Source organism: Streptomyces sp. NPDC001663 (genome assembly GCF_042893105.1).
Lineage (GTDB): Bacteria > Actinomycetota > Actinomycetes > Streptomycetales > Streptomycetaceae > Streptomyces.
The window spans coordinates 56,596-76,480 of record NZ_JBIAUR010000028.1 but is presented as its reverse complement, the minus strand read 5'-3'; the positions used below and the strand labels follow the sequence as shown (position 1 = coordinate 76,480).

Genomic DNA, 19,885 nt, shown 5'->3' with positions numbered 1-19,885 from the left:
ACAGTGGCTCAGGCCGAGGCTTGCGCGCGGATGCGGCGCAGGCGGTGCATGACGTCGTTGGTGCCGCGGCCGAAGTAGTCGTGCAGCACGCGGTACTCGGAGTAGAGGCGCTCGTAGGCCGCCGCGCGCTGCGGGTCCGGCAGGTAGACCCGGCGGTGGACCTTGCCCATGGCGTGGGCCGCGGCACGGATGTCGGGGTACGCCCCGGCGGCGACGGCGGCGTGCATCGCGGCGCCGAGGGCCGGGCCCTGGGTCGAGCCGATGATGCTCAGCGGGCGGCGGGTGACGTCGGCGTAGATCTGCATGAGGAGGGCGTTCTTCGTCAGGCCGCCCGCGATGATCAGTTCCGTCACCGGTACGGCGGCGGACTCGAAGGCGTCGATGATGGTGCGGGTGCCAAAGGCGGTGGACTCGAGCAGGGCGCGGTAGATGTCCTCGGGGCGGGTGGAGAGCGTCTGGCCGATGAGCAGGCCGCTGAGGTCGTGGTCGACCAGGACGGAGCGGTTGCCGCTGTGCCAGTCGAGGGCGATCAGGCCGTGTTCGCCGACCTTCTGGCCGGCCGCGAGGGCGGTCAGGTACTCGTGCGGGGTCTGGCCGGCCGCGGCGGCACGCTCCGCGTACTCGGCGGGCAGGCCCGTTCGGACGAACCAGCCGAAGATGTCGCCGACGCCGCTCTGCCCGGCCTCGTAGCCCCACAGCTCGGGGAGGATGCCACCGTCCACGACCCCGCACATGCCGGGCACCACACCCTGCTGGTCGGAGCTCATCACGTGGCAGGTGGAGGTGCCCATGATGGCGACCATCTGGCCGGGTTCCACGGCGACCGCCGCCGGGGCGGTGACATGGGCGTCGACGTTGCCGACGCAGACCGTGATGCCCTCCGGCAGCCCGGTCCAGGCGGCCGCCTCGGCCGTCAGCACTCCGGCCGGATCGCCGAGTTGACCGATGGGATGGTCCAGCTTGTGGGTCACGAAGTCGGCGAAGTCCGTGTTCAGGGCGGCGAGATAGTCCCGGGAGGGGTAAGTGCCGTCCTGGTACTGGCCCTTGTAACCGGCTGTGCAGGCGTTGCGGACGTACGTCCCGCACAGCCGCCACACGATCCAGTCGGCCGCCTCCAGCCACCGCTCGGTCCGCCGGTAGATCTCGGGGTCCTCCTCCAGCACCTGGAGCGCCTTGGCGAACTCCCACTCCGAGGAGATCTTCCCGCCGTACCGCTCGAGCCACGGCTCCTTCATCTCGGCGGCCAGCGTGTTGATCCGGTCGGCCTGGCCCTGGGCGGCATGGTGGCGCCACAGCTTGACGTAGGCGTGCGGGCGGTTGTCCAGGCCGGGGAGTTCGCACAGCGGTGTGCCGTCGGCGAGGACCGGCAGGACCGTGCAGGCGGTGAAGTCGGTGCCGATGCCGATGACTTGCTCCGGCCGCACGCCTGCCTTCGTCATCGCCTCGGGTACGGCGCCTCGCAGCACGTCGATGTAGTCCGAGGGCACCTGCAGGGCCCAGTCGGGGGGCAGCCGGGTGCCGTCGCGCAGGCTCCGGTCGAGGACGGCATGGGCGTAGACGTGCTCCGCCGACGCCAGTTCCGCGCCGTCGCTGACCCGCACCACCACGGCACGGCCGGACAGGGTGCCGAAGTCGACGCCCACGACACAGGGTTCTTCAGACACGGGGCGACCCATCTCTCTCGTTCGGTATGTCAGTCATCGTTCGGGATATCGGACGGATGAACGGGGGCCCGGCCGTGACCGGGCCCCCTGGCGGGTCAGTTGACCCGCACGACCTGCCACAGTTCGTCATCGGCGCCGTTGTCCGCCGACTGGACGATCAGCGCGCCGTTGGCGGTGGAGGCGGAGGCGACGTCCGCCACCAGGCCGCTGGCGGAGTTGACGAGCTTGAAGTAGCCGCCTCCCGCGTCGGTGAGCGTCCATTTCTGGGAGCTCGCCCCCGACGACGAGTTCTGGACGACGGCGGCGCCGGCCGAGGTCGAGCCGTTGTTGTCGAGGAACAGACCGCTGTTGACGTTCTTCACGGTCCACGCCCCGCCGCTGACCGACTGGAACGTCCACAGCTGGCAGTTGTTGGCGGTGTTGACCCACTGGCCTGCCTGCTTGCCCACCGTGGTGGAGGCGCCGGGGATCTCCAGGAACTTGCCGCTGTTCTTGTTGACCAGCCGGTACTGGCCGGTGGACAGGGTGGGCAGGGCAATCTGGGTGAGGTTCCAGCGCTGGCAGGCGCAGCCGGTGTCGGACCACTGCCCGGCGGCGGTGCCGACGGTGGTGGAGGCGCTGGGGATCTCCAGGAACTTGCTGCTGATCCGGTTGGTGGCGGTGAAGCCGCCCGCCGGGTTCGGGGCGATCGCCCACTCGTGGTCGAGGGTGTTGTTGTCGTCCCACTGCAGGACCTTGGCGCCGTTGGCGGTGGACTGGTTCTGCACGCCCAGGACCTTGCCGCTGGCCACGTTGAAGATCTTGAAGTAGCCGGAGGTCTGCTGGACGAACTTCCACTGCTGGTCGGTGGCGTTGTCGGCGTTCTGCTGGGTGGCGCCCACGCCGTTGGTCGTGGAACCGCCGACGATCGTCAGCATCAGATGGCTGTTGGCGTTGGACATGGTGTACGTGGCGCCGTCCGAGATGCCGCCGCCCAGGTCGATGGTGCCGTAGCTGACCGGGTTGAGACCGGTGCTGGTGAGGTGCCCGCCGCTGAGGACCAGCAGGCTGTGGCCGTCGGCCAGCGGGAGCAGGCCGCGGCTGTAGCCGCCGGGCACGGTGGAGGCGATGCGCGTCCAGGTGTTCGCAGCGCCGTTCTGCGTGTTGAGGAACAGGTCGTCACTGCTGTTGGCGCTCACGACGAGGGTGCCGTTCGCGCCGCCGGTGGGCAGCCAGGTGATGTACGGGGAGCTCTTGGGCTGGGTGCCGTCGGTCGCCTTGAGGGCGATGCCAGTGGCGGAACCGAACGCTTCCGGGTTGGAGGAGATCTTGTAGTAGACGGCGAAGCCGCCCTCCGGAGCGCCCCAGAACTCGTACGTCATCACGTAGTTGCCGTTGGGCAGCTTGGCGACGACGGGCATGCCCGGGCGGTCACCGTACGTCGACGTGGCGACGTCGTTCACCACGGAACCCCAGTTCACGCCGTCCGTGCTGACCTGATGCACGATCTTCTGGCCGTTGTTGGGGTCACGCTGGTCGGAGTAGTACGCGATCAGCTTGTTGCCGGACACCATCAGGAACGGCTCCCACACCGGCGTCTTGCCGTTGGTGGGGTCGGCCTCGCCGCCGGTGGCGATGGTGCTGACGTAGGACCAGCTGCTGCCGTGGTCGGTGCTGGCGTACAGGTCGAGGGAGGTCGAGGACAGGTCGCTGGGGATGGAGTTGCCGGCGGCGAGGATCGTGCCCGCCGGGAAGTTGCCTACGGCGGTGGGGAGTTCGTACAGGAACGGCTGGTAGCGCATGCCGAAGCCGTTGTGCGTGTCGGTGATGCTGGAGATCTGCGTCCAGCTGTTGCCGTTGTCGGTGCTGCGGTAGATCGGGAAGACCGGGGTGCCCGAGCTGTACTGCTCGAACGTGGCGAGCAGCGTGCCGTCGGAGGATCCGCTGTACTGCAGGCGCACGGCGCGCGGGTAGAGCGAGCCGGGGGACGGGGCGTTCGACGGCGGGGTGTACATGGTCTGCGAGGCGCGCGAGATCGCGTGCGCCGGGCCGGCGGCGGGCAGGACGAGGGCGACGGCGGCTGCGAGCAGGGCCAGCAGCAGGGTGATCGCCTGAGTGCGGGGCAGGGCGCCGTGTCTGGCGCCGTCCCTGGTGGTGGACATGGGCGGCTCCCAAGGGATGTCCGGGAAGAGGGGGTGGTGCGGGGCCCGCCGCTCTCCGGGAGAACAAGCAACGGCGGGTGTCCGAGGGGGTGGGTCAGCCGGCGCGGCGCAGCCGGATGACGTTCCAGGAGACCGGCGGCAGGCTCGCGGTGAGACGGCCGTCGGCGACGGGAGGGGTGTCTGCCGTGTACGGGCGGACCCGGTCGGGGTCGTCCTGGGTGTTGGCGGCGCGGATGTCGGGGTCGCTCAGCACCGAGTGCTCGACCGGCGTGTAGCCGGGGAACGCCCGCAGGTCGAGGGCGAGTTCGACGTTCTCGCTCTGGTGCCGGTTGACGGCGAAGACGGTGAGCTCGTCGGCGCCGTCCGCCTCCGCGAGGTGCGTGGCCACGGCGTCGACGACGGAGACTTCGCCGTAACGTTTCGTCTCATACGTCGGCGCGACCGGCTCCACGCGCAGGACCGTGCCGCGCGCGTGGCGGGCCGCCTGGGCGAAGGGGTGGAAGGTGGTCTGCCGCCAGCTGGGACCGCCGGCCTCGCTGCGGATCGGGGCGATGACGTTGACGAGCTGGGCGAGGCAGGCGGCGGTGACGCGGTCGCTGTGCCGCAGCAGGCTGATCAGCAGCCCGCCGACGACGACGGCGTCGGCGACGTTGTATTCGTCCTCGATCACGCGCGGGGCGACGGCCCACTCGGTGGGCTTGTCCTGCGCCTCGAAACGGGTGTTGTACCAGACGTTCCACTCGTCGAAGGAGAGGTTGATCCGCTTCTTGCGGCGCAGCTTGGCCCGGATGTGGTCGGCGGTGGCCACCACCGAGTCGACGAAGTGGTCCATGTCGACGCCGGAGGCCAGGAAGCTGCCGAGGTCGCCGTCGAGTTCCTCGTAGTAGGCGTGGCAGGAGATGTAGTCGACCTGGTCGTACGCCTCCTCCAGGACGGTGGCCTCCCAGGCGCCGAAGGTCGGCATCGCGGAGCTGGAGCTGCCGCAGGCGACCAGTTCCAGCTTCGGGTCGATCATGCGCATCGCGCGGGCGGTCTCGGCGGCGATGCGGCCGTACTCCTGGGCGGTCTTGTGGCCGGTCTGCCAGGGGCCGTCCATCTCGTTGCCCAGGCACCACATGCGGATGCCGAAGGGGTCGGGGGCGCCGTTCTTGATCCGCTGGTCGGACCATGCGGTGCCGCCCGGGTGGTTGCTGTACTCCAGCAGGTCCAGGGCCTCGGCGACGCCCCGGGTGCCGAGGTTGAGGGCCATCATCGGCTCGACGCCGGCCTTCTGGGCCCAGCGGTGGAACTCGTGCAGGCCAAACGCGTTGGTCTCGGTGCTGTGCCAGGCGAGGTCGAGGCGGGTGGGGCGTTCGGCGACCGGGCCGACGCTGTCCTCCCAGCGGAAGCCGGAGACGAAGTTGCCGCCGGGATAGCGCACGGCGGTCACGCCCAGCTCGCGCACGAGGTCCAGGACGTCACGGCGCAGGCCGTCCTCGTCTGCAAGGGGGTGGCCGGGCTCGTAGATGCCGGTGTAGACGCAGCGGCCCATGTGTTCGACGAACGAGCCGAAGGTACGGGGACTCACGTCGGCGACGCGGAAGGCGGGGTCGACGGCCAGGGAGGCGTGCAGCATGAAGGTCGCTCCGGGAGGTGCGCGAAGAAGAGGGGAGAACGGGCGGGCCCGTCAGATCACTTGAGGCTTCCGACGGTCAGACCGCCGCGCCAGTACCGCTGGAGGAGCAGGAAGGTGACGATCAGCGGCAGGATCGCCACCAGGGAACCCGCGATGACCAGGGTGAACAGCGCGTTTGCGCCGGACTGGATCATCGCCCCCTCGTACCAGGACTGCAGGCCGACGGTGAGCGGGAACAGCTTGTCGTTGTTGAGCATCACCAGCGGCAGGAAGAAGTTGTTCCAGGTGCCGACCATGGAGAACAACAGCACGGTGACGAGCGCCGGCTTCAGGGTCGGCAGTGCCACCGACCACAGCACGCGCAGCTCGCCGGCCCCGTCCATGCGGGCCGCCTCCAGCAGCTCGTCCGGCAGGGACTCCTGGACGTAGACCCGTACGAGGTAGACGCCGAAGGGGTTGAGCAGTTGGGGCAGGATGACCGCCCACATGGTGTTGGTCAGCGCCACCTTGCTCAGCAGCAGATAGGTGGGGATGGCCAGCGCGGTGGCGGGCACCATGATGGCGCCCAGCAGGCTGGAGAAGAGCAGGTTGCGGCCGGGGAAGCGGTACTTGGCGAAGGCGTAGCCCGCGAGGGTCGCCACGGCGGTGGCGCCGACGCCGCTGACACCGGCGTAGATCGCGGTGTTGCCCATCCAGCGCAGGTACTCGCCGTCGTTGTACGTGAACAGCTGCTGGAGGTTGGTGAAGATGGAGCCCGGCGAGTGGAACCAGAGGGCGGCGGTGGAGAACAGCGCGTCGTTGCCCTTGGTGGCGGCGACGACCAGCCACCAGAACGGCAGCAGGAAGTACAGGATCATCGCCACCATCACCACGTTGACGGTGACGCGTCCACGTGCGGCGGACGGGCGACGGCCGGTGGCCGGGGCGGCGGTGACGGCGGGTGCGGCGACGGTGGTCACTTCAGTCCGCTCCTCTTGCGCGCGGCGAACAGGAAGATGTAGGAGCCGATGAAGACCACCGCTCCCAGCGAGAAGGAGATGGCGGCGGAGTAGTTGAACTGCGAGTACTGGAACGCCAGGTTGTAGGCGTACAGGTTCGGCGTGTAGTCCGGGGTGATCACCGAGGAGGCGGTCTTCTCCAGGACCCGCGGCTCGGTGAAGAACTGCAGGGTGCCGATGAGGGTGAACATCAGGGTGAGCACCATCGCCGAGGAGATCATCGGGACCTTGATGCGCAGGGCCGTCTGGAGCTGGCCGGCGCCGTCGAGCTTCGCCGCCTCGTAGACCTCGCGGGGCAGGCCCTGGAGGGCGGCGTACAGGACGATCATGTTGTAGCCGGTCCACTGCCAGGTCACGATGTTGCCGAGCGAGGTCAGCATCAGACCGTGCGACAGCAGGTCGACCTTGCCGAGGCCGAGCGAGTCGCTGATCGAGTTCACCGGGCCGAAGGTCGGGCTGTACAGGAAGCCCCACATCAGCGCGCCGATCACCGCGGGCACGGCGTACGGCATGAACAGGGTCATCCTAAAGACCTTGGCGAGCCTGCTGGTGACCTCGTCGATGATCAGCGCCCCGAGCAGGGCGAGGCCGAGCATCACCGGAATCTGGACCACACCGAAGACGACGACTCTGCGCACGCCGGACAGGAACTGCGGGTCGGTGAAGGTCTGCTGGTAGTTGGCGAACCAGCTGAAGTGGTCGCCGCCGACCAGGGTGGAGGTGCGCAGGCTCAGCCAGAAGGCGTAGCACAGCGGGGCCACCAGGAAGGCCAGGAAGAGCAGGAGGAACGGGCTGACCAGCAGCAGGCCCATGCCCCTGTGCCGGGTGCGGGCGGACAGCCCGCCGGGGCGCCGGCCCGCCACGGGAGTGCGAAGTCCCCTCGCGGGGACGGCACTTGGCGGTGCCGTCGCGGTGGATTCCTGCTGTCGGAGCAGGCTCATCACTTCTCCTTGCGCGTCGTGCGGGCCCCCGCCGGCGGCGGAGCTGTCGGGCGCGGGCGCGCCGGCGGGGGCGGTGGGGAGTCGGGACTCGGGCCGGTTACTTGTTGACCTTGAATCCCTGCTTGGCCGCGTAGGAGGTCACCTGCTGCTGGACGTTGTCGTTGACGGACGACCAGGCGCTCTGGCCCTGGAGGGCCTTGCCCACCTCACCGGTGTCGGTGTTGTAGGCGTAGTCCTGGAACGGGCTCCAATCGAAGGAGCTGATGCCGTTCGCGGCGGGCACGAACACCGAGTTGATCTGCTGGCCGCCGAAGAAGTCGTACTTCTTGGACTTGAAGTACGCCCCGTTGAGGATCGGGTTGGACAGCGGGAAGAGGTAGGCCTGGTCGATGCCGATCTTCCAGGCCGCCTGGGAGGTGCCGAACAGCTCCCGGGCGACCTCCGTGGCCTCCTTGGGGTGCTTGGTCTGGGAGGTCACCGAGAAGCTCGAACCGCCCCAGTCGCCCTGGGCGTCAGCACCCGCCGTCCACTGCGGCAGCGGGGCGACGCGCCACTTGCCGGAGGTCTTCGCGGCGACGCTGGAGAGGTAGCCCGGGCCCCAGCCGGCCGCGATGTAGGTGGCGTACTTGCCGCTGCTCAGGCCGTTGTAGAAGTCCGTGGTGGCGTACGACTGGGTGTCGACCAGCTTGTTCTTGACCAGGTCGCCCCAGTACTCGTACACCTTCTTGGCGTTGTCGTCGTTGAGCTTGACCCCGATGTCCGGCAGCTTGCTCGCCGAGTACGTGTAGGGGCGGGAGCCCGCCTGCCACATCAGGCCCTGGCGCCAGCCGGCGGCCGTCTCGTCGCTGCCGAAGTCGGTCATGTAGGCGCTGGGGTCGGCCTTGTGCAGCTTGGCCGCCTCCTCCTTGTACTCCGCCCAGGTGGTCGGCACCTTGAGGTGGTACTTCTTGAAGAGGTCGGCCCGGTACATCATCGCCATCGGGCCGCCGTCGACCGGGATGGCGTAGACGTGGTCGCCGTCGGAGGACTGGTTCCAGGCCCAGGACACGTACTTGTCCTTGTCCGCGCTCGCCCCGTACTTGCCCATGTCGAGCAGGCCCTTGGTGAGCTGGATGGTCGGCAGCTCCTGGAACTCCAGCATGACGACGTCGGGGGCGCCCTGGCCGGCCTTCAGCGCGGTCTTCAGCTTGGTGTACTCGTCCTGGCCGACGCCCGCCTGCACCCAGTCGACCTGGACGTCCTTGTGGGTCTTGTTGAACTCGGCCACGACCTGCTTGAACTGCGGGTACCAGGCCCACACCTTGATGTGCACGGGGCCGCTCTGCGCGCCGCTGGAGCTACCGCCCCCGCCGCCGCAGGCCGCGAGGAGCACACCGGCGAGGGCGGCGGAGGTCGCCGCGACCGTGGTCCGGCGGAGGGAACGGAGCTGGGGCTTTCTGCTGGACGACATGAGCGATCTCCTGGGTGTGGTGCCCGAGGGCAGGACGGAGTACGGGAGGTGCGCCGGGCACACGGAGGACCGGCGTGAAGGCGGTGCACGGGGTGAGGGCATGCGGCATGCCGGCTCGGGTGAAGGGCGGGCGCTTCGGACGCGAGGCGCTCGGGTGTGCTGCCCGCCTACGGATGCCGGCGGGCGGACGTCGGTCGACGCGGCAGGGTGGGCGTGCGTGACGTCGGCGGGGGTGAGAGGAGAGACGGCTCGGTGATCAGCGCGGCGGGCGCGCCGGGCAACGGCTCAGACCGCGGTGAGTAAAGAGTGATGCCCCATCAGGACGGGTGCGGCTCCCGGCCCGTGAGAGGTTGCTGGTCCCACTGCGGCTCCTACTGTTCATCCCCGTGATCACTCTCGGGGATCCGGTCCGTGGCGCGGTGACGTCACGGTCCCTGGGAACTTGATCCGCCGGATCAAGCCCTTCTGCTACGCTCTGCAGCGCTGCAAAAGTGTTAACCGAGAAGTTGCCGCGCTGCAAGAGGCACAGGAGACCTCTTGGGGGAAAATTTCAGCGCTGAAACCGACATACGGGATGAAGGTGACATATGGCAAAGGGCGTCACACTCCGCGACGTCGCGGAGCTCGCCGGCGTCTCCAGCCGGACCGTGTCCAACGTGGTCAATGGCTACGCGCCCGTCGCCGAGGCCACCCGCCTCCGGGTTCAGCAGGCCGTGGACAAGCTCGGCTACCGGCCCAACGTGCTGGCCCGCAACCTCGCCGCCGGGCGCTCGGGCCAGATCGCGGTGGTGGTGCCCTACCTGGACACCCCCTACTTCGCCGAACTGCTGCAGGGCATCATCCGCGCGGCCCGCGTCCAGGGCTACAACGTGCTGATCGACCAGACCGACGGCGACGCCGAGCACGAGAAGCTGTTCCTCAGCCGCGGCGCCCAGCACCTGCTCTTCGACGGCGTCATCTTCAGCCCCCTCGGCCTCGCCCAGTCCGACCTGACCGAACGCGACCCGAGCCTGCCGCTCGTCGTGCTCGGCGAGCGGGTCAGCGACGGCGGCTTCGACCATGTCGGCATCGACGACGTCGCCGCCTCCCTGGAGGCCACCGAGCATCTGCTCAGCCTCGGCCGGCGCCGCGTCGCCGCGATCGGCGACCAGCCCTACCGCACCGGCGAGGCGGCCCAACTGCGCACCCGGGGCTACCGGTTGGCCCACGAGCGGGCCGGCCTGCCCGTCAGCGAGGAACTCATCGTCTCCACCCCGCGCTTCAACCGCTCCGACGGCGCGACCGCGATGGCCCACCTGCTCGACGACCTGGAGGAACCGCCCGACGCGGTCTTCTGCTACAGCGACCTGGTGGCCCTGGGCGCCCTGCACACCCTGGCCTCCCGCGGACTGCGCGTCCCCGAGGACATCGCCGTCGTCGGCTACGACGACATCGAGGACGGCCGCTACTCCAATCCACCCGTCACCACCGTCTCCCCGGACAAGAAGATGATCGCGGAGACCGCGGTGGAACTGCTGCTGAAGCGGATCACCAGCTCAACTCCCCTGCCCGGCAGGGAGATCCGGGCACCGCACCGCCTGATTCCACGAGCCAGCACCATCGGACGACAGACGGCGGCAGCCGACCGACCGTGAGATACGGGCGGATACGGAGGCCGGCACCTACGGACTGTCAGCATCCGGGCGGAGTACGCAGGCCGACACCTGGCACTCCGGCCCCATGGACGACCGCGCATGGCAGTCCCAGGACATGCACGATCACCTCAGAGACAGGACATCTGCGCGTCAGAGACCCGGGCCTTTTTGCTGTCCGTGGTGATCAGCGGTCGCGTGCCAGACGCAGCTTCCTGGCGTGCCTTGCGTACCCGCGCGTCGAGACCGGCAGCAACATCCTGCTGTCGCTCGCCGTCGGAGCGCTGATAGATCAGAGCAGCCTTCTCGCAGGACTGGCCGGCACGGACCATCGTGTCCTTGAGGGTGGCGCCTGAGCTGGTCGAGAGAGTGTGCCCGGTGTGGCGAAGGTTGAAGCGCTCCGGGATCGGTGGAGGCTCCGGACTGTCCCGAGGGAGATGCTCACCGGCCATCACACGGATGGCTTCGAACCGCCTTTTGGGGACGTCACCTCACCCAGCAGCTCGGCAGCACGGCGGTGGATGGCCGACTCGGCCTCCAGCTCGGCGATGCGTTTGCGGGCCACAGCGAGTTCGGACTGGCCGGCGCTGGTCGTTCCGGGCAACTGCCCTGTATCGATGAGGTGCTGGCGGCGCCAGACATAGATCGTCTGGTCGCTGATGCCGAGGAGCTGGGCGACCTCGGCGACCTTCCCTCCGGGGCGTTGAGCTGGGGCTGTCCGGCCTCGGCGGCCATGGTGATGGTGACGTCGTTGCCGATCACCTCGAAGGCGACCTGGTTGACGACCTCGGGGATCACCGGGTTGACCTTGCCGGGCATGATGCTCGAACCGGCCTGCACCGGCGGCAGGTTGATCTCGCCGAGGCCCCCGCGCGGCCCCGACGACAGCAGCCGCAGGTCGTTGCAGCTCTTGGAGAGCTTGACCGCGATCCGCTTGAGTACGCCGGACATCTGGACGAACGCGCCGCAGTCCTGGGTGGCCTCGACGAGGCTGGTGAGCGAGAACGTCGCCGAAGTGGTCGCCCTCAAGCAGGACGTCCTCGCCTCGATCGAGGCCGCGGTGACACCGGACTGCCTGCTCACCACCAACACCTCCAGCGTGCCGATCACCTTGCTGGGCACGGCACTTGACGATCCCGGCCGGTTCCTCGGCATGCACTGGTTCAATCCCGCGCCGGTCATGCCGCTCGTCGAACTCGTCGCCGGCGAGGCCACCACCGCGACGGCGATGGAGCGCGCCGAGTCGCTGACCCGGCGGCTCGGCAAGCTGCCCGTCGTCGTACGGGCGGATGTCCCCGGCTTCGTCGTCAACCGTATCCAGTACGCGGTGCTGCGCGAGGTGCTGCACCTGGTGGAGTCGGGCGTGACCTCCGTGGCGGACGCCGACCTGGCGGTCCGTACGACGCTCGCCCCACGCTGGGCGGCCTGCGGCCCACTGGAGCTGATGGACCTGGCCGGGCTGGACGTGGTCGAGCAGGTGTCGGCGATCCTGATGCCCGAGCTGAGCCGCTCGGCCGAAGTGCCGGAGTCCGTGAGGAAACTGGTGGCCGAAGGCGCTCTGGGCGCCAAGTCGGGACGCGGCTTCTACGAGTGGCCCGGCGAACGGGCCGACCGGGTCAAGGCCCACCGGGACGCCGTCGTCAGGCAGTTGACCCACGATGGCTGACGGCACCGGCACCATTCTGACCCGTACTGAGGACGCGGTCGGCCACGTCCGCCTCCACCGCCCCGAAGCGGCCAACGCGTTGAGCCGCGCCATGATGACGGCTCTGCTGGACGCAGTACGCGCCTGGGACGCCGACCCCGACGTCCGCTGCGTCGTCATCAGCGGCACGGAACGCCTCTTCGCGGCCGGCGCCGACATCGCCGACCTGGCGGAACTCTCGGAGTCTGGCCCGGTCGGCACGTACCTCGATGATTTCAGCGACCTGTGGGAGGCCCTGTACGCCACCCGCATCCCTCTCGTCGCGGCGGTCAACGGCCATGTCCTGGGCGGCGGCTGCGAACTCGCCATGATCTGCGACCTCGTCATCGCCTCGGACACCGCCCGCTTCGGCCAGCCCGAGCTGCGTCTCGGTGCGATCCCCGGTGCGGGCGGCACCCAACGCCTCGTCCGCGCGGTCGGCAAGGCCCTCGCGATGGACATGATCCTCGCCGGCCGCACCATCACCGCCCCCGAAGCCCTCGCCGCCGGCCTCGTCAGCCGCGTCGTCCCCCCCGACCAGCTCGACCGCACAGCCCACAACACGGCCCGCACCATCGCCGCCCACCCCGCGACCGCGGTCCGACTGGCGAAGGAGGCGGTGCTGACGGCCTTCGAGCCGCCCCTCTCTGTCGGCATCCGCACCGAACGCCGCCTGGCCGCCCTCAACTCCTCCACCGACGACCACACCCAAGGCCTGCGGGCCTTCCTCGACAAGCGCCGGAGCAACGAACGATGACTGGAATTTCTGGACCGAGGACCGTGCGCGCTCCCCGAGGGAGCTCGCTCAGCGCGCAGGGCTGGCAGCAGGAGGCGGCGCTGCGGATGCTGCAGAACAACCTGGATCCGGAAGTCGCCGAGCACCCCGACAAGCTCGTCGTCTACGGCGGCACGGGAAAGGCGGCGCGGGACTGGCGGTCGTTCGACGCGATGGTCCGCACGCTCCAGGGGCTGAAGCAGGACGAGACGATGCTGGTGCAGTCCGGCCGTCCGGTGGGGGTGATGCAGACCCACGAGTGGGCCCCGCGTGTCCTGATCGCCAACTCCAACCTGGTCGGCGACTGGGCCAACTGGGAGGAGTTCCGGCGCCTGGAGGCCCTGGGCCTGACCATGTACGGCCAGATGACCGCCGGTTCCTGGATCTATATCGGTACGCAGGGCATCCTCCAGGGCACCTACGAGACCTTCGCCGCCGTCGCCGCGAAGAAGTTCGGCGGCACCCTCGCGGGCACGATCACGCTGACGGCCGGCCTCGGCGGCATGGGCGGCGCGCAGCCGCTCGCCGTGACCATGAACGACGGCGTCGCGATCTGTATCGACGTCGACCCGCGCGCCATCGAGCGCCGTATCGAGCACCGCTACCTCGACGTGCGCGCGGACTCGCTGCAGCACGCCCTGCAGCTGGCGGTGGAGGCCCGGGACGCCTGCCGGCCTCTGTCGATCGGCCTGCTCGGCAACGCGGCCGAACTGCTCCCGCAGATGCTCGCCGAGGGCGCCCCCATCGACATCGTGACCGACCAGACCTCGGCCCACGACCCCCTCGCCTACCTCCCCATCGGCGTCGACTTCGACGACATGGCCGACGCCGCGGCCAAGGACCCGGCGGGCTTCACCACCCGCGCCCGTGAGTCCATGGCCAAGCACGTCGAGGCGATGGTCGGCTTCATGGACGCCGGCGCCGAGGTCTTCGACTACGGCAACTCGATCCGCGGCGAGGCCCAACTCGCCGGATACGAGCGGGCGTTCGCCTTCCCCGGCTTCGTGCCTGCCTATATCCGGCCGCTGTTCAGCGAGGGCAAGGGGCCCTTCCGCTGGGCCGCCCTGTCCGGTGAGGCCTCCGACATCCACAAGACCGACAAGGCGATCCTGGAGCTCTTCCCGGAGAACGAATCCCTGCACCGCTGGATCAAGATGGCCGGCGAGCGCGTCCACTTCCAGGGCCTGCCCGCCCGTATCTGCTGGCTCGGCTACGGCGAGCGGGACAAGGCCGGCGAGCGGTTCAACGACATGGTCGCCAGTGGTGAGCTGGCCGCCCCGCTCGCCATCGGCCGCGACCACCTCGACTCGGGCTCCGTCGCCTCCCCGTACCGCGAGACCGAAGCCATGCTCGACGGCTCCGACGCGATCGCCGACTGGCCGCTGCTCAACGCCATGGTCAACGTGGCCTCCGGCGCGTCCTGGGTCTCCATCCACCACGGCGGCGGCGTCGGCATGGGGCGCTCCATCCACGCCGGCCAGGTCTCCGTCGCCGACGGCACCGCACTCGCCGGCGAGAAGCTGCGCCGCGTGCTGACCAACGACCCCGGCATGGGCGTCATCCGCCACGTCGACGCCGGCTACGACATCGCGGAGACGGTCGCCGACGAGCGGGGCGTCCGGGTGCCTATGCGCGAAGGCGTCTGATCCCCGGAACGCGCATCGCTCTCCCAGAACGCGCCGAGGTCACCGCCGCTCACTCCACGAACAGCCCGCGCGCCGCCTCCCCCGCGTCGAACTGCTCCAGCCGGGCCTGCGCGTCCGGCAGGTCGTCGCAGATCGCCTCCAGCAGCACCCGGCCAGCAGCATCGGCGCGCAGGCGGTGTCGAAGGCGAGCCTGGTGCCGACGGCGGCCGGCAGCAGCAGGTCGGACACCTTGGCGACCGCCGCGAACGCTGAGTCGGCGAGCCTGACGACGGTCAGTCCGGCCTCCTTCGCGTACGTCAGCGTGTCCACGACCTCGCGGGGATGCCAGGGCAGCGCGAAGCAGGCGACGGCCCCTCCTGGTCGTCGTCGGGACCGCCGATCCCTCCGCGCCTGCGCAGATCGCGCAACTCGCGGAGCGCGGCGCCCGCCATGTATCCGTGAGCCCCGACGTCCTGGACTCCGGCGTTCTGTCACCCCCGGGCGCACTGGATTCAGACGGCGTCACCGTCCTCAGCAGCGACGACCAGGAAGGACCGGTAAGACTGAGCTGATCGGCGAGATCTGCCAGGTGTCGCGCACACTGGTGTCGCTCAGCGTCTCCTCGCCCCGCCCGAACAACGCGGGTCGTGCCACCGAGATCAGCCGCTTCACCTGGGGCACCCGCAGTGGAAGGCGTACCGGCCCGACCTCGGCCACTTCAAGGCCCAGGCCCGCCGCAGGCGCCTCCAGCCGGGCGCTGAAAGCCCCCGCGCGCCTTCGCCCCGCCGAGCAGCCCAGCCACCAGTTCCCTTGGTGCCGCCACCACACGCCTGCCCTCCGGCCCCTGCGGGCCCGTCGTTCTCGGCTCGATCCTACGAACCCGACGGCGGCGCCAGGACCGTAACCGTGGATGGGCCCCGAACGAGGGCTCACATCCAGGTCCCTTGAGATGAGCCCCAGCGCCCGTAGGTAGTCTGCACGACCGTGAGCGAGTACCAGTACTACGAGTTCCAGGCCATCGACCGACCCTTGACCAAGGACGAACTCGAGCAGGTACGGGCCCTGTCGAGCCGGGCCACGATCAGCGCGACGCACTTCGTCAACGAGTACCACTACGGCGACTTCCGCGGCGATGAGCGCAGACTGATGGAGCAGCTGTACGACGCCCACTTGTACTTCGCCAACTGGGGCTCGCGGCGCCTGATGCTGCGCCTGCCCAGCGCGCTGCTGCCCGCCCGCAACGCCGAACCCTACTGCGCGGAAGACGCCTTGACCTGCTGGACCACGAACGGGCATCTGCTGCTCGACTTCGCCTACTCAGCCGAGGACGGCTGCGAGTGGGACTTCGAGACCTCCTTCACCCTCGCCTCGTTCACCACACTGCGTACCGAACTCGCCGCGGGCGACCGGCGCCCCCTCTATCTGGCCTGGCTTTCCGCGCTCACCCGCTGGGAGTTGGAGGAGGACGTCGACGAGGACGAGTACACCTCCACCCTCGAGCCGCCCGTACCCGCCGGCCTTGCCCGCCTCACCGGACCGCAGCAGGCACTGGCGGACTTCCTGTGCATCGACCCGCACCTGCTCACCGCGGCTGCCCGCGCCAGCGGCGCCGCCCCTTCCCAGGCAATCGACAAGGACGCACTCGCCGCCTGGATCCGCGCCCTGCCGCAACACGAGAAGGATGCCCTGCTGCTGGACGCCGCCCTGGGCGTCGCCCCACAGCCTGGCCCGGCGCTTCTGGCCCGCCACTGCGCCGCGTCCCGCGGTACAGCCGAACCGTCCACCGCCGCCCGGCGCCGCTCAGCCGCAGAGCTCCTCGACGCCGCCCACGAGGTGCGCAGCGAGCACACCCGGCAGCAGGATCAGGCCCGCGCCCAGGCCCGCCGGGCCCAGCAGCTGGCCCGCGAGAGCCACCTGGACCGCCTGGCCGAGAACGCCGAGCAAGCCTGGCAGGACGTCGCCAACCTGATCGGGAAGAAGCAGCCCGGCCCCTACGACACCGCTGTCACCCTCCTGAAGGATCTCCGCGAGATCCACGACCGGGCCGACACCCCCGAGGAGTTCGCCCGGCGCCTCCATGACCTGCGCGAGCAGCACCGTGGCAAGTCCTCACTGATGCGCCGCCTCACCGACGCCGGCCTGACGTCCCGCTGAGATAATTGATTCCAAGGGGTCAGTGATCATAGGCGGCCAGTGAGCGCAGAACTGGCTGTCCGGCGTGGTCGTCGTGCCAGATCGCGACGGTCAGCGCGAGGATGCGCTGCATGACGTGGACGGGCAATAGCCCTCCTCCACCAGCCAGGCGCGGGCCCGGCCGCGCTGTCGCTCATCGCTGAGCCGGTGGTACCGGCGCCAGGCGCGCTCGTCCCGGGCGAGGACGTCCTTGAAGCGCCGGAACGCGCCCCGCCCGGTGATGGCGATCCGCAGCCGGTCGGCGAGGGCGACGTCGCCGAGCCCGTCGATGAACAGCTCCATGTCCCGGTAACCGGCCCGGGAACCCAGAGCCGGCACATACAGCCATCGCTCGGGATCATCCGCCTCCTCGACCCCGGACCCAGGCTCCAACTCGTCGGTGAACGCCGGCCAGCACTCCCCGGTGGACAGATCGATCCGGCCACCCGACTCAGCCAGGTCGCCCTCCAGCAGCATGGCCAGCATCTCCAGATCGACCGCGAGCGGGCGCAGGAGGGGGATCGCCGCATCTCCCATGGCCGTTCGCAACTGGTGCGCCAATTCCTCGTCGCCCCGGAAGCCGCGCTCCGTGAGTTCGCCGATAAACGAGGCCGCCATCTCCGCAGCCCCCGGCAGGCCCCGCGCCGCGGCCCCGGCCACACCATCGCCGGCCAGCTGCAGCACCTCACGCACGGTGCCACGCTGCAACGCGGCAAGCAGCGCCACCCAGTCCTGACTGTGGAGCGCGCCTCGTACGGCTCGCAGCCCGTCCTCGTCCCATCCCTCGGCCACGACTGTGACCGTAGCGCGCGTCTCCGGGGACGTACGACGCCGGTCCGGTTTCCCGCCGCCCGACGCCGTGGCCGGTGCCGGTCTCACCCGGCGCCTTCATGAGCAGGCGGTCATGCCCTGGTCAGCGGTGCCGCTTGCGGCCACTCTTGCCGGCGGTACGCCGACGCTTCCGGGCGCGGCCGACGCGGGCGGCGGGAGTACGCAGTGCCCTGGCCGCGAGCTGCCCGAGCTCCTCGAGTCCGGCCCGGTCCGGGTGCGCGGAGTCCAGTGCGGCGGCAACCGCGTCCCTGGCATCGCGGCCCTGGGCACGCAGCACCGCCTCGGCGCCGTCCCCGCCGCCCGCCAATTCCACGAGCTGGAGCAGGTTCTCTGCGATCAGCAGCAGATGCTCGGCATCGGTCATGTCCTCGGGGGACAGCAGCTCATGGTGCGCCAGCGCGGTCAGCACGAGCGGCGCCAGCGCTGCGTCGTCGCGCAGCCCGCGCAGCAGCCGCTCGCCCTCGCCGTCCGGCAACGCCGTCAGCAGTACGGCGAGCATCGCGTGCGCACGCACCCGGAAGGGCATGGACCGTACCGCTTCGACGAGTTGCCGCAGCGCGGCATCCCGCTCGCCGCGAGCCAAGATCCAGCCGGCCAGCTCCACGCTTGCGGCATCCGGGTCGTAGTCGTCGGCAAGCACACCCAGCAGGCCGGCCGCCGACGCCTGGGCCAGCTCGCCGACCAGCGGTGCATCCCGGCCGACCGCCAGCAGCCGCTGCCGTACCGCCCGGGTACCCAGCTCGGTGAGACGGAGGAGCTCCACCGGTCCGGCAGCCAGCTCCTCACGCAGACGGCGGTCACGCTCCTGTGCCGCCGGGTCCGGCGCCACCTCTGCGGCGCCCAGCAGCTCCGCGAGCTCCGGCGGCAAGCCCTCGGGCAACTCGGGTTCAGCGGAAAGGTCGACCTCGAGGAACACCGGATCGGCCATCCCCCACTCACGCTCGATCGCGCCCAGGTCCACCAGCGTGTCAAGCACCGTGCGCAGGTCCCGGTCGGCGTGCTCGAACCACATCCGGTGCTGGACGTCCGACCCGCCGTCCAACTGGAAGCGGACCTGGTAGGCCAGGTGAACGGCGTCACGCAGCCGCGGCCAGGGCATCGGGTACGGCAAGCTGTAGAGCGTGTTCAGCACGTCCTCCAGCACGTCCTCGTACGCATCGAAGAGCATCGACTCGACGTGCCAGCCACTGCGCGCCCCGATCAGGGCTTGCCGCAACTCGAAACACGCCTCGAAAGCACGCAGCCACAGCTCAAGCGGATCGGCCAGCACCGGCCGGGCCCTGGCCACCGCATACAACCGCCCCTTGGCCACCCGGACCAGCCGCGCCCTCTTCGCCCACTCCACCAGCAGCCCCAGCCGCGGCAGATCGGCCGAAGAGCGCACCCCCTCGGCCTTGTCGCCGGTACCCAGCACGTGCACCAGCTCGCGGGCATCGGCCATCCGCAGCCGCCCCGCCGCCGTCACCGCGCGGCCATCGCGCCCCGCCCACTCGGCGAGCCCGCGCAACTGCCCCACGATCGTCGAGGCCTCGGCCTGTCGGCGCAGCTCGTCGTCCGGGGGCAGCACCACGGGCAGTTGCGGCTCGGCCCGAGCCACACTGGACAGAGCACGGCCGGTCAACCGCCGTTCCATGACCGTGTCCAGGGCCTGCTGGTCGTAGGCGACCTCCCCGCGCTGAGCACGCTCCGCGAACCGCTGCAACGCCGCCCCGTCCAGGACATCCACGCCCTGCTCGGCGGCTGTCATCGCCCAGAACTTCGCCAAACCCCAGCGGGTGCGGTCCGCCATCGCCCCCGGAAACAGCTCCGCAACCGCGTCGACCGCGGCGAGGGAGTCCTCGAGTGCGGGGCCCCGCGGATCCGCCAACCGCGCGGCGTGCAGATAGCGCAGCAGCGTACGCAACGTGCCCGGGGCGTCGCCGCGTTCCTCCCCGGGAAGTTCAGTGATGGTCTCCGGCAGCCAGCAGAGCAGCAGCTCCTCCACATGCCGTGGCTCCCACAGCCCCAACCGACCGTCAGCGGTGGCCCGGTGGCGGTAGTCCAGCGCCGACTCGGCCATGAACCCGTCCACCGGCAGTCCCTGCTCCCCGGCCCACCGGACCAGCCGGTCGACCAGCAGCCCGCACGCCGCCTCGAACTCCTCCTCGGCCCCGGCTTCGAACCGCATCCGCATGGAAACCCGCCCAACCTGTCCTCAGCACTCCCTGCCGCGCCACGCTACCGCCGAACCGCGACGCACAACGCGGCCGGGGACGAGCGGCCAGCTACCCTCCAGGAGTGCGGTCACGTGTTGTCGCGGCATGACTACGTCTCGCTAATCCGATCGGTGAGCCAAGGGCGACGTCGGCACGCTTCAAG

General features: G+C 69.9%; 14 protein-coding genes and 4 pseudogenes. 5 read left to right on the top strand and 13 right to left on the bottom strand.

All coding sequences use genetic code 11. From position 1 onward, the window contains the following. Window positions 1–8: 8 nt before the first annotated feature. The 6 genes from araB to ACFY1L_RS52225 form a co-directional block, all read right to left on the bottom strand. Entirely contained in the window at window positions 9–1,676 is a 1,668-nt protein-coding gene (araB, locus tag ACFY1L_RS52250) for a ribulokinase (protein ID WP_388842526.1), read from the bottom strand. Between the two features lie 83 nt (window positions 1,677–1,759). After that, on the bottom strand, window positions 1,760–3,805 hold the full coding sequence (locus ACFY1L_RS52245; protein WP_388842524.1) for an RICIN domain-containing protein: 2,046 nt from the start codon (window positions 3,803–3,805) through the stop codon (window positions 1,760–1,762). Window positions 3,806–3,899: 94 nt separating this feature from the next. Then, entirely contained in the window at window positions 3,900–5,420 is a 1,521-nt protein-coding gene (locus tag ACFY1L_RS52240) for an alpha-N-arabinofuranosidase (protein ID WP_388842522.1), read from the bottom strand. A 56-nt stretch (window positions 5,421–5,476) separates the two neighbouring features. Beyond that, window positions 5,477–6,379 (bottom strand): carbohydrate ABC transporter permease, encoded by a 903-nt coding sequence (locus ACFY1L_RS52235; RefSeq protein WP_388842520.1) that lies wholly within the window; start codon window positions 6,377–6,379, stop codon window positions 5,477–5,479. Then, window positions 6,376–7,359: a carbohydrate ABC transporter permease gene (locus ACFY1L_RS52230; RefSeq protein WP_388842518.1), complete on the bottom strand. Its 984-nt coding sequence runs from the start codon at window positions 7,357–7,359 to the stop codon at window positions 6,376–6,378. The genes ACFY1L_RS52235 and ACFY1L_RS52230 overlap by 4 nt, the downstream gene beginning before the upstream one ends. Before the next feature lie 97 nt (window positions 7,360–7,456). Beyond that, window positions 7,457–8,809 (bottom strand): ABC transporter substrate-binding protein, encoded by a 1,353-nt coding sequence (locus tag ACFY1L_RS52225; protein ID WP_388842516.1) that lies wholly within the window; start codon window positions 8,807–8,809, stop codon window positions 7,457–7,459. A 587-nt stretch (window positions 8,810–9,396) separates the two neighbouring features. Here ACFY1L_RS52225 and ACFY1L_RS52220 point away from each other — a divergent pair. Then, a complete protein-coding gene (locus tag ACFY1L_RS52220; RefSeq protein WP_388842514.1) occupies window positions 9,397–10,443 on the top strand; it encodes a LacI family DNA-binding transcriptional regulator in 1,047 nt (348 codons plus the stop codon). 128 nt (window positions 10,444–10,571) lie between these two features. Here the strand turns inward: ACFY1L_RS52220 and ACFY1L_RS52215 are convergent. The 3 genes and pseudogenes from ACFY1L_RS52215 to ACFY1L_RS52205 all read right to left on the bottom strand — a co-directional run. Beyond that, window positions 10,572–10,835: pseudogene (locus ACFY1L_RS52215) on the bottom strand (hypothetical protein); the annotation flags it as partial. A gap of 56 nt (window positions 10,836–10,891) precedes the next feature. Further along, on the bottom strand, window positions 10,892–11,086 hold the full coding sequence (locus ACFY1L_RS52210) for a hypothetical protein (protein WP_388842578.1): 195 nt from the start codon (window positions 11,084–11,086) through the stop codon (window positions 10,892–10,894). Between the two features lie 2 nt (window positions 11,087–11,088). Continuing rightward, window positions 11,089–11,433, bottom strand: a pseudogene (locus ACFY1L_RS52205) (lyase family protein); the annotation flags it as partial. 1 nt (window position 11,434) lies between these two features. On the opposite strand from ACFY1L_RS52205, the gene ACFY1L_RS52200 reads away from it, so the two are divergent. The 3 genes from ACFY1L_RS52200 to hutU are packed head-to-tail and all read left to right on the top strand — an operon-like array spanning window position 11,435 to window position 14,545. Further along, window positions 11,435–12,106, top strand: a complete 672-nt coding sequence (locus ACFY1L_RS52200) for a 3-hydroxyacyl-CoA dehydrogenase family protein (RefSeq protein ID WP_388842512.1) — start codon at window positions 11,435–11,437, stop codon at window positions 12,104–12,106. Then, complete coding sequence (locus ACFY1L_RS52195) at window positions 12,099–12,881, top strand: enoyl-CoA hydratase-related protein (protein ID WP_388842510.1); 783 nt, start codon at window positions 12,099–12,101, stop codon at window positions 12,879–12,881. Before ACFY1L_RS52200 ends, ACFY1L_RS52195 begins: the two co-directional genes overlap by 8 nt. A 5-nt stretch (window positions 12,882–12,886) precedes the next feature. Beyond that, window positions 12,887–14,545, top strand: coding sequence for a urocanate hydratase (hutU, locus tag ACFY1L_RS52190; RefSeq protein ID WP_388842576.1), 1,659 nt, complete (start codon window positions 12,887–12,889; stop codon window positions 14,543–14,545). Between the two features lie 49 nt (window positions 14,546–14,594). On the opposite strand, the pseudogene ACFY1L_RS52185 reads toward hutU, so the two are convergent. After that, a pseudogene (locus tag ACFY1L_RS52185) lies at window positions 14,595–14,896 on the bottom strand (MurR/RpiR family transcriptional regulator); the annotation flags it as partial. 612 nt (window positions 14,897–15,508) lie between these two features. Between ACFY1L_RS52185 and ACFY1L_RS52180 the strand changes: the two are divergent. Then, entirely contained in the window at window positions 15,509–16,678 is a 1,170-nt protein-coding gene (locus tag ACFY1L_RS52180) for a hypothetical protein (protein ID WP_388842508.1), read from the top strand. A 19-nt stretch (window positions 16,679–16,697) separates the two neighbouring features. On the opposite strand, the pseudogene ACFY1L_RS52175 reads toward ACFY1L_RS52180, so the two are convergent. The 3 genes and pseudogenes from ACFY1L_RS52175 to ACFY1L_RS52165 all read right to left on the bottom strand — a co-directional run. Further along, window positions 16,698–16,799 (bottom strand): annotated as a pseudogene (locus ACFY1L_RS52175) (IS982 family transposase); the annotation flags it as partial. Next, window positions 16,769–17,488 (bottom strand): UPF0158 family protein, encoded by a 720-nt coding sequence (locus ACFY1L_RS52170; RefSeq protein ID WP_388842506.1) that lies wholly within the window; start codon window positions 17,486–17,488, stop codon window positions 16,769–16,771. The gene ACFY1L_RS52170 and the pseudogene ACFY1L_RS52175, both read right to left, overlap by 31 nt. A 121-nt stretch (window positions 17,489–17,609) precedes the next feature. Next, window positions 17,610–19,694: a hypothetical protein gene (locus tag ACFY1L_RS52165; protein ID WP_388842504.1), complete on the bottom strand. Its 2,085-nt coding sequence runs from the start codon at window positions 19,692–19,694 to the stop codon at window positions 17,610–17,612. Window positions 19,695–19,885: the final 191 nt, after the last annotated feature.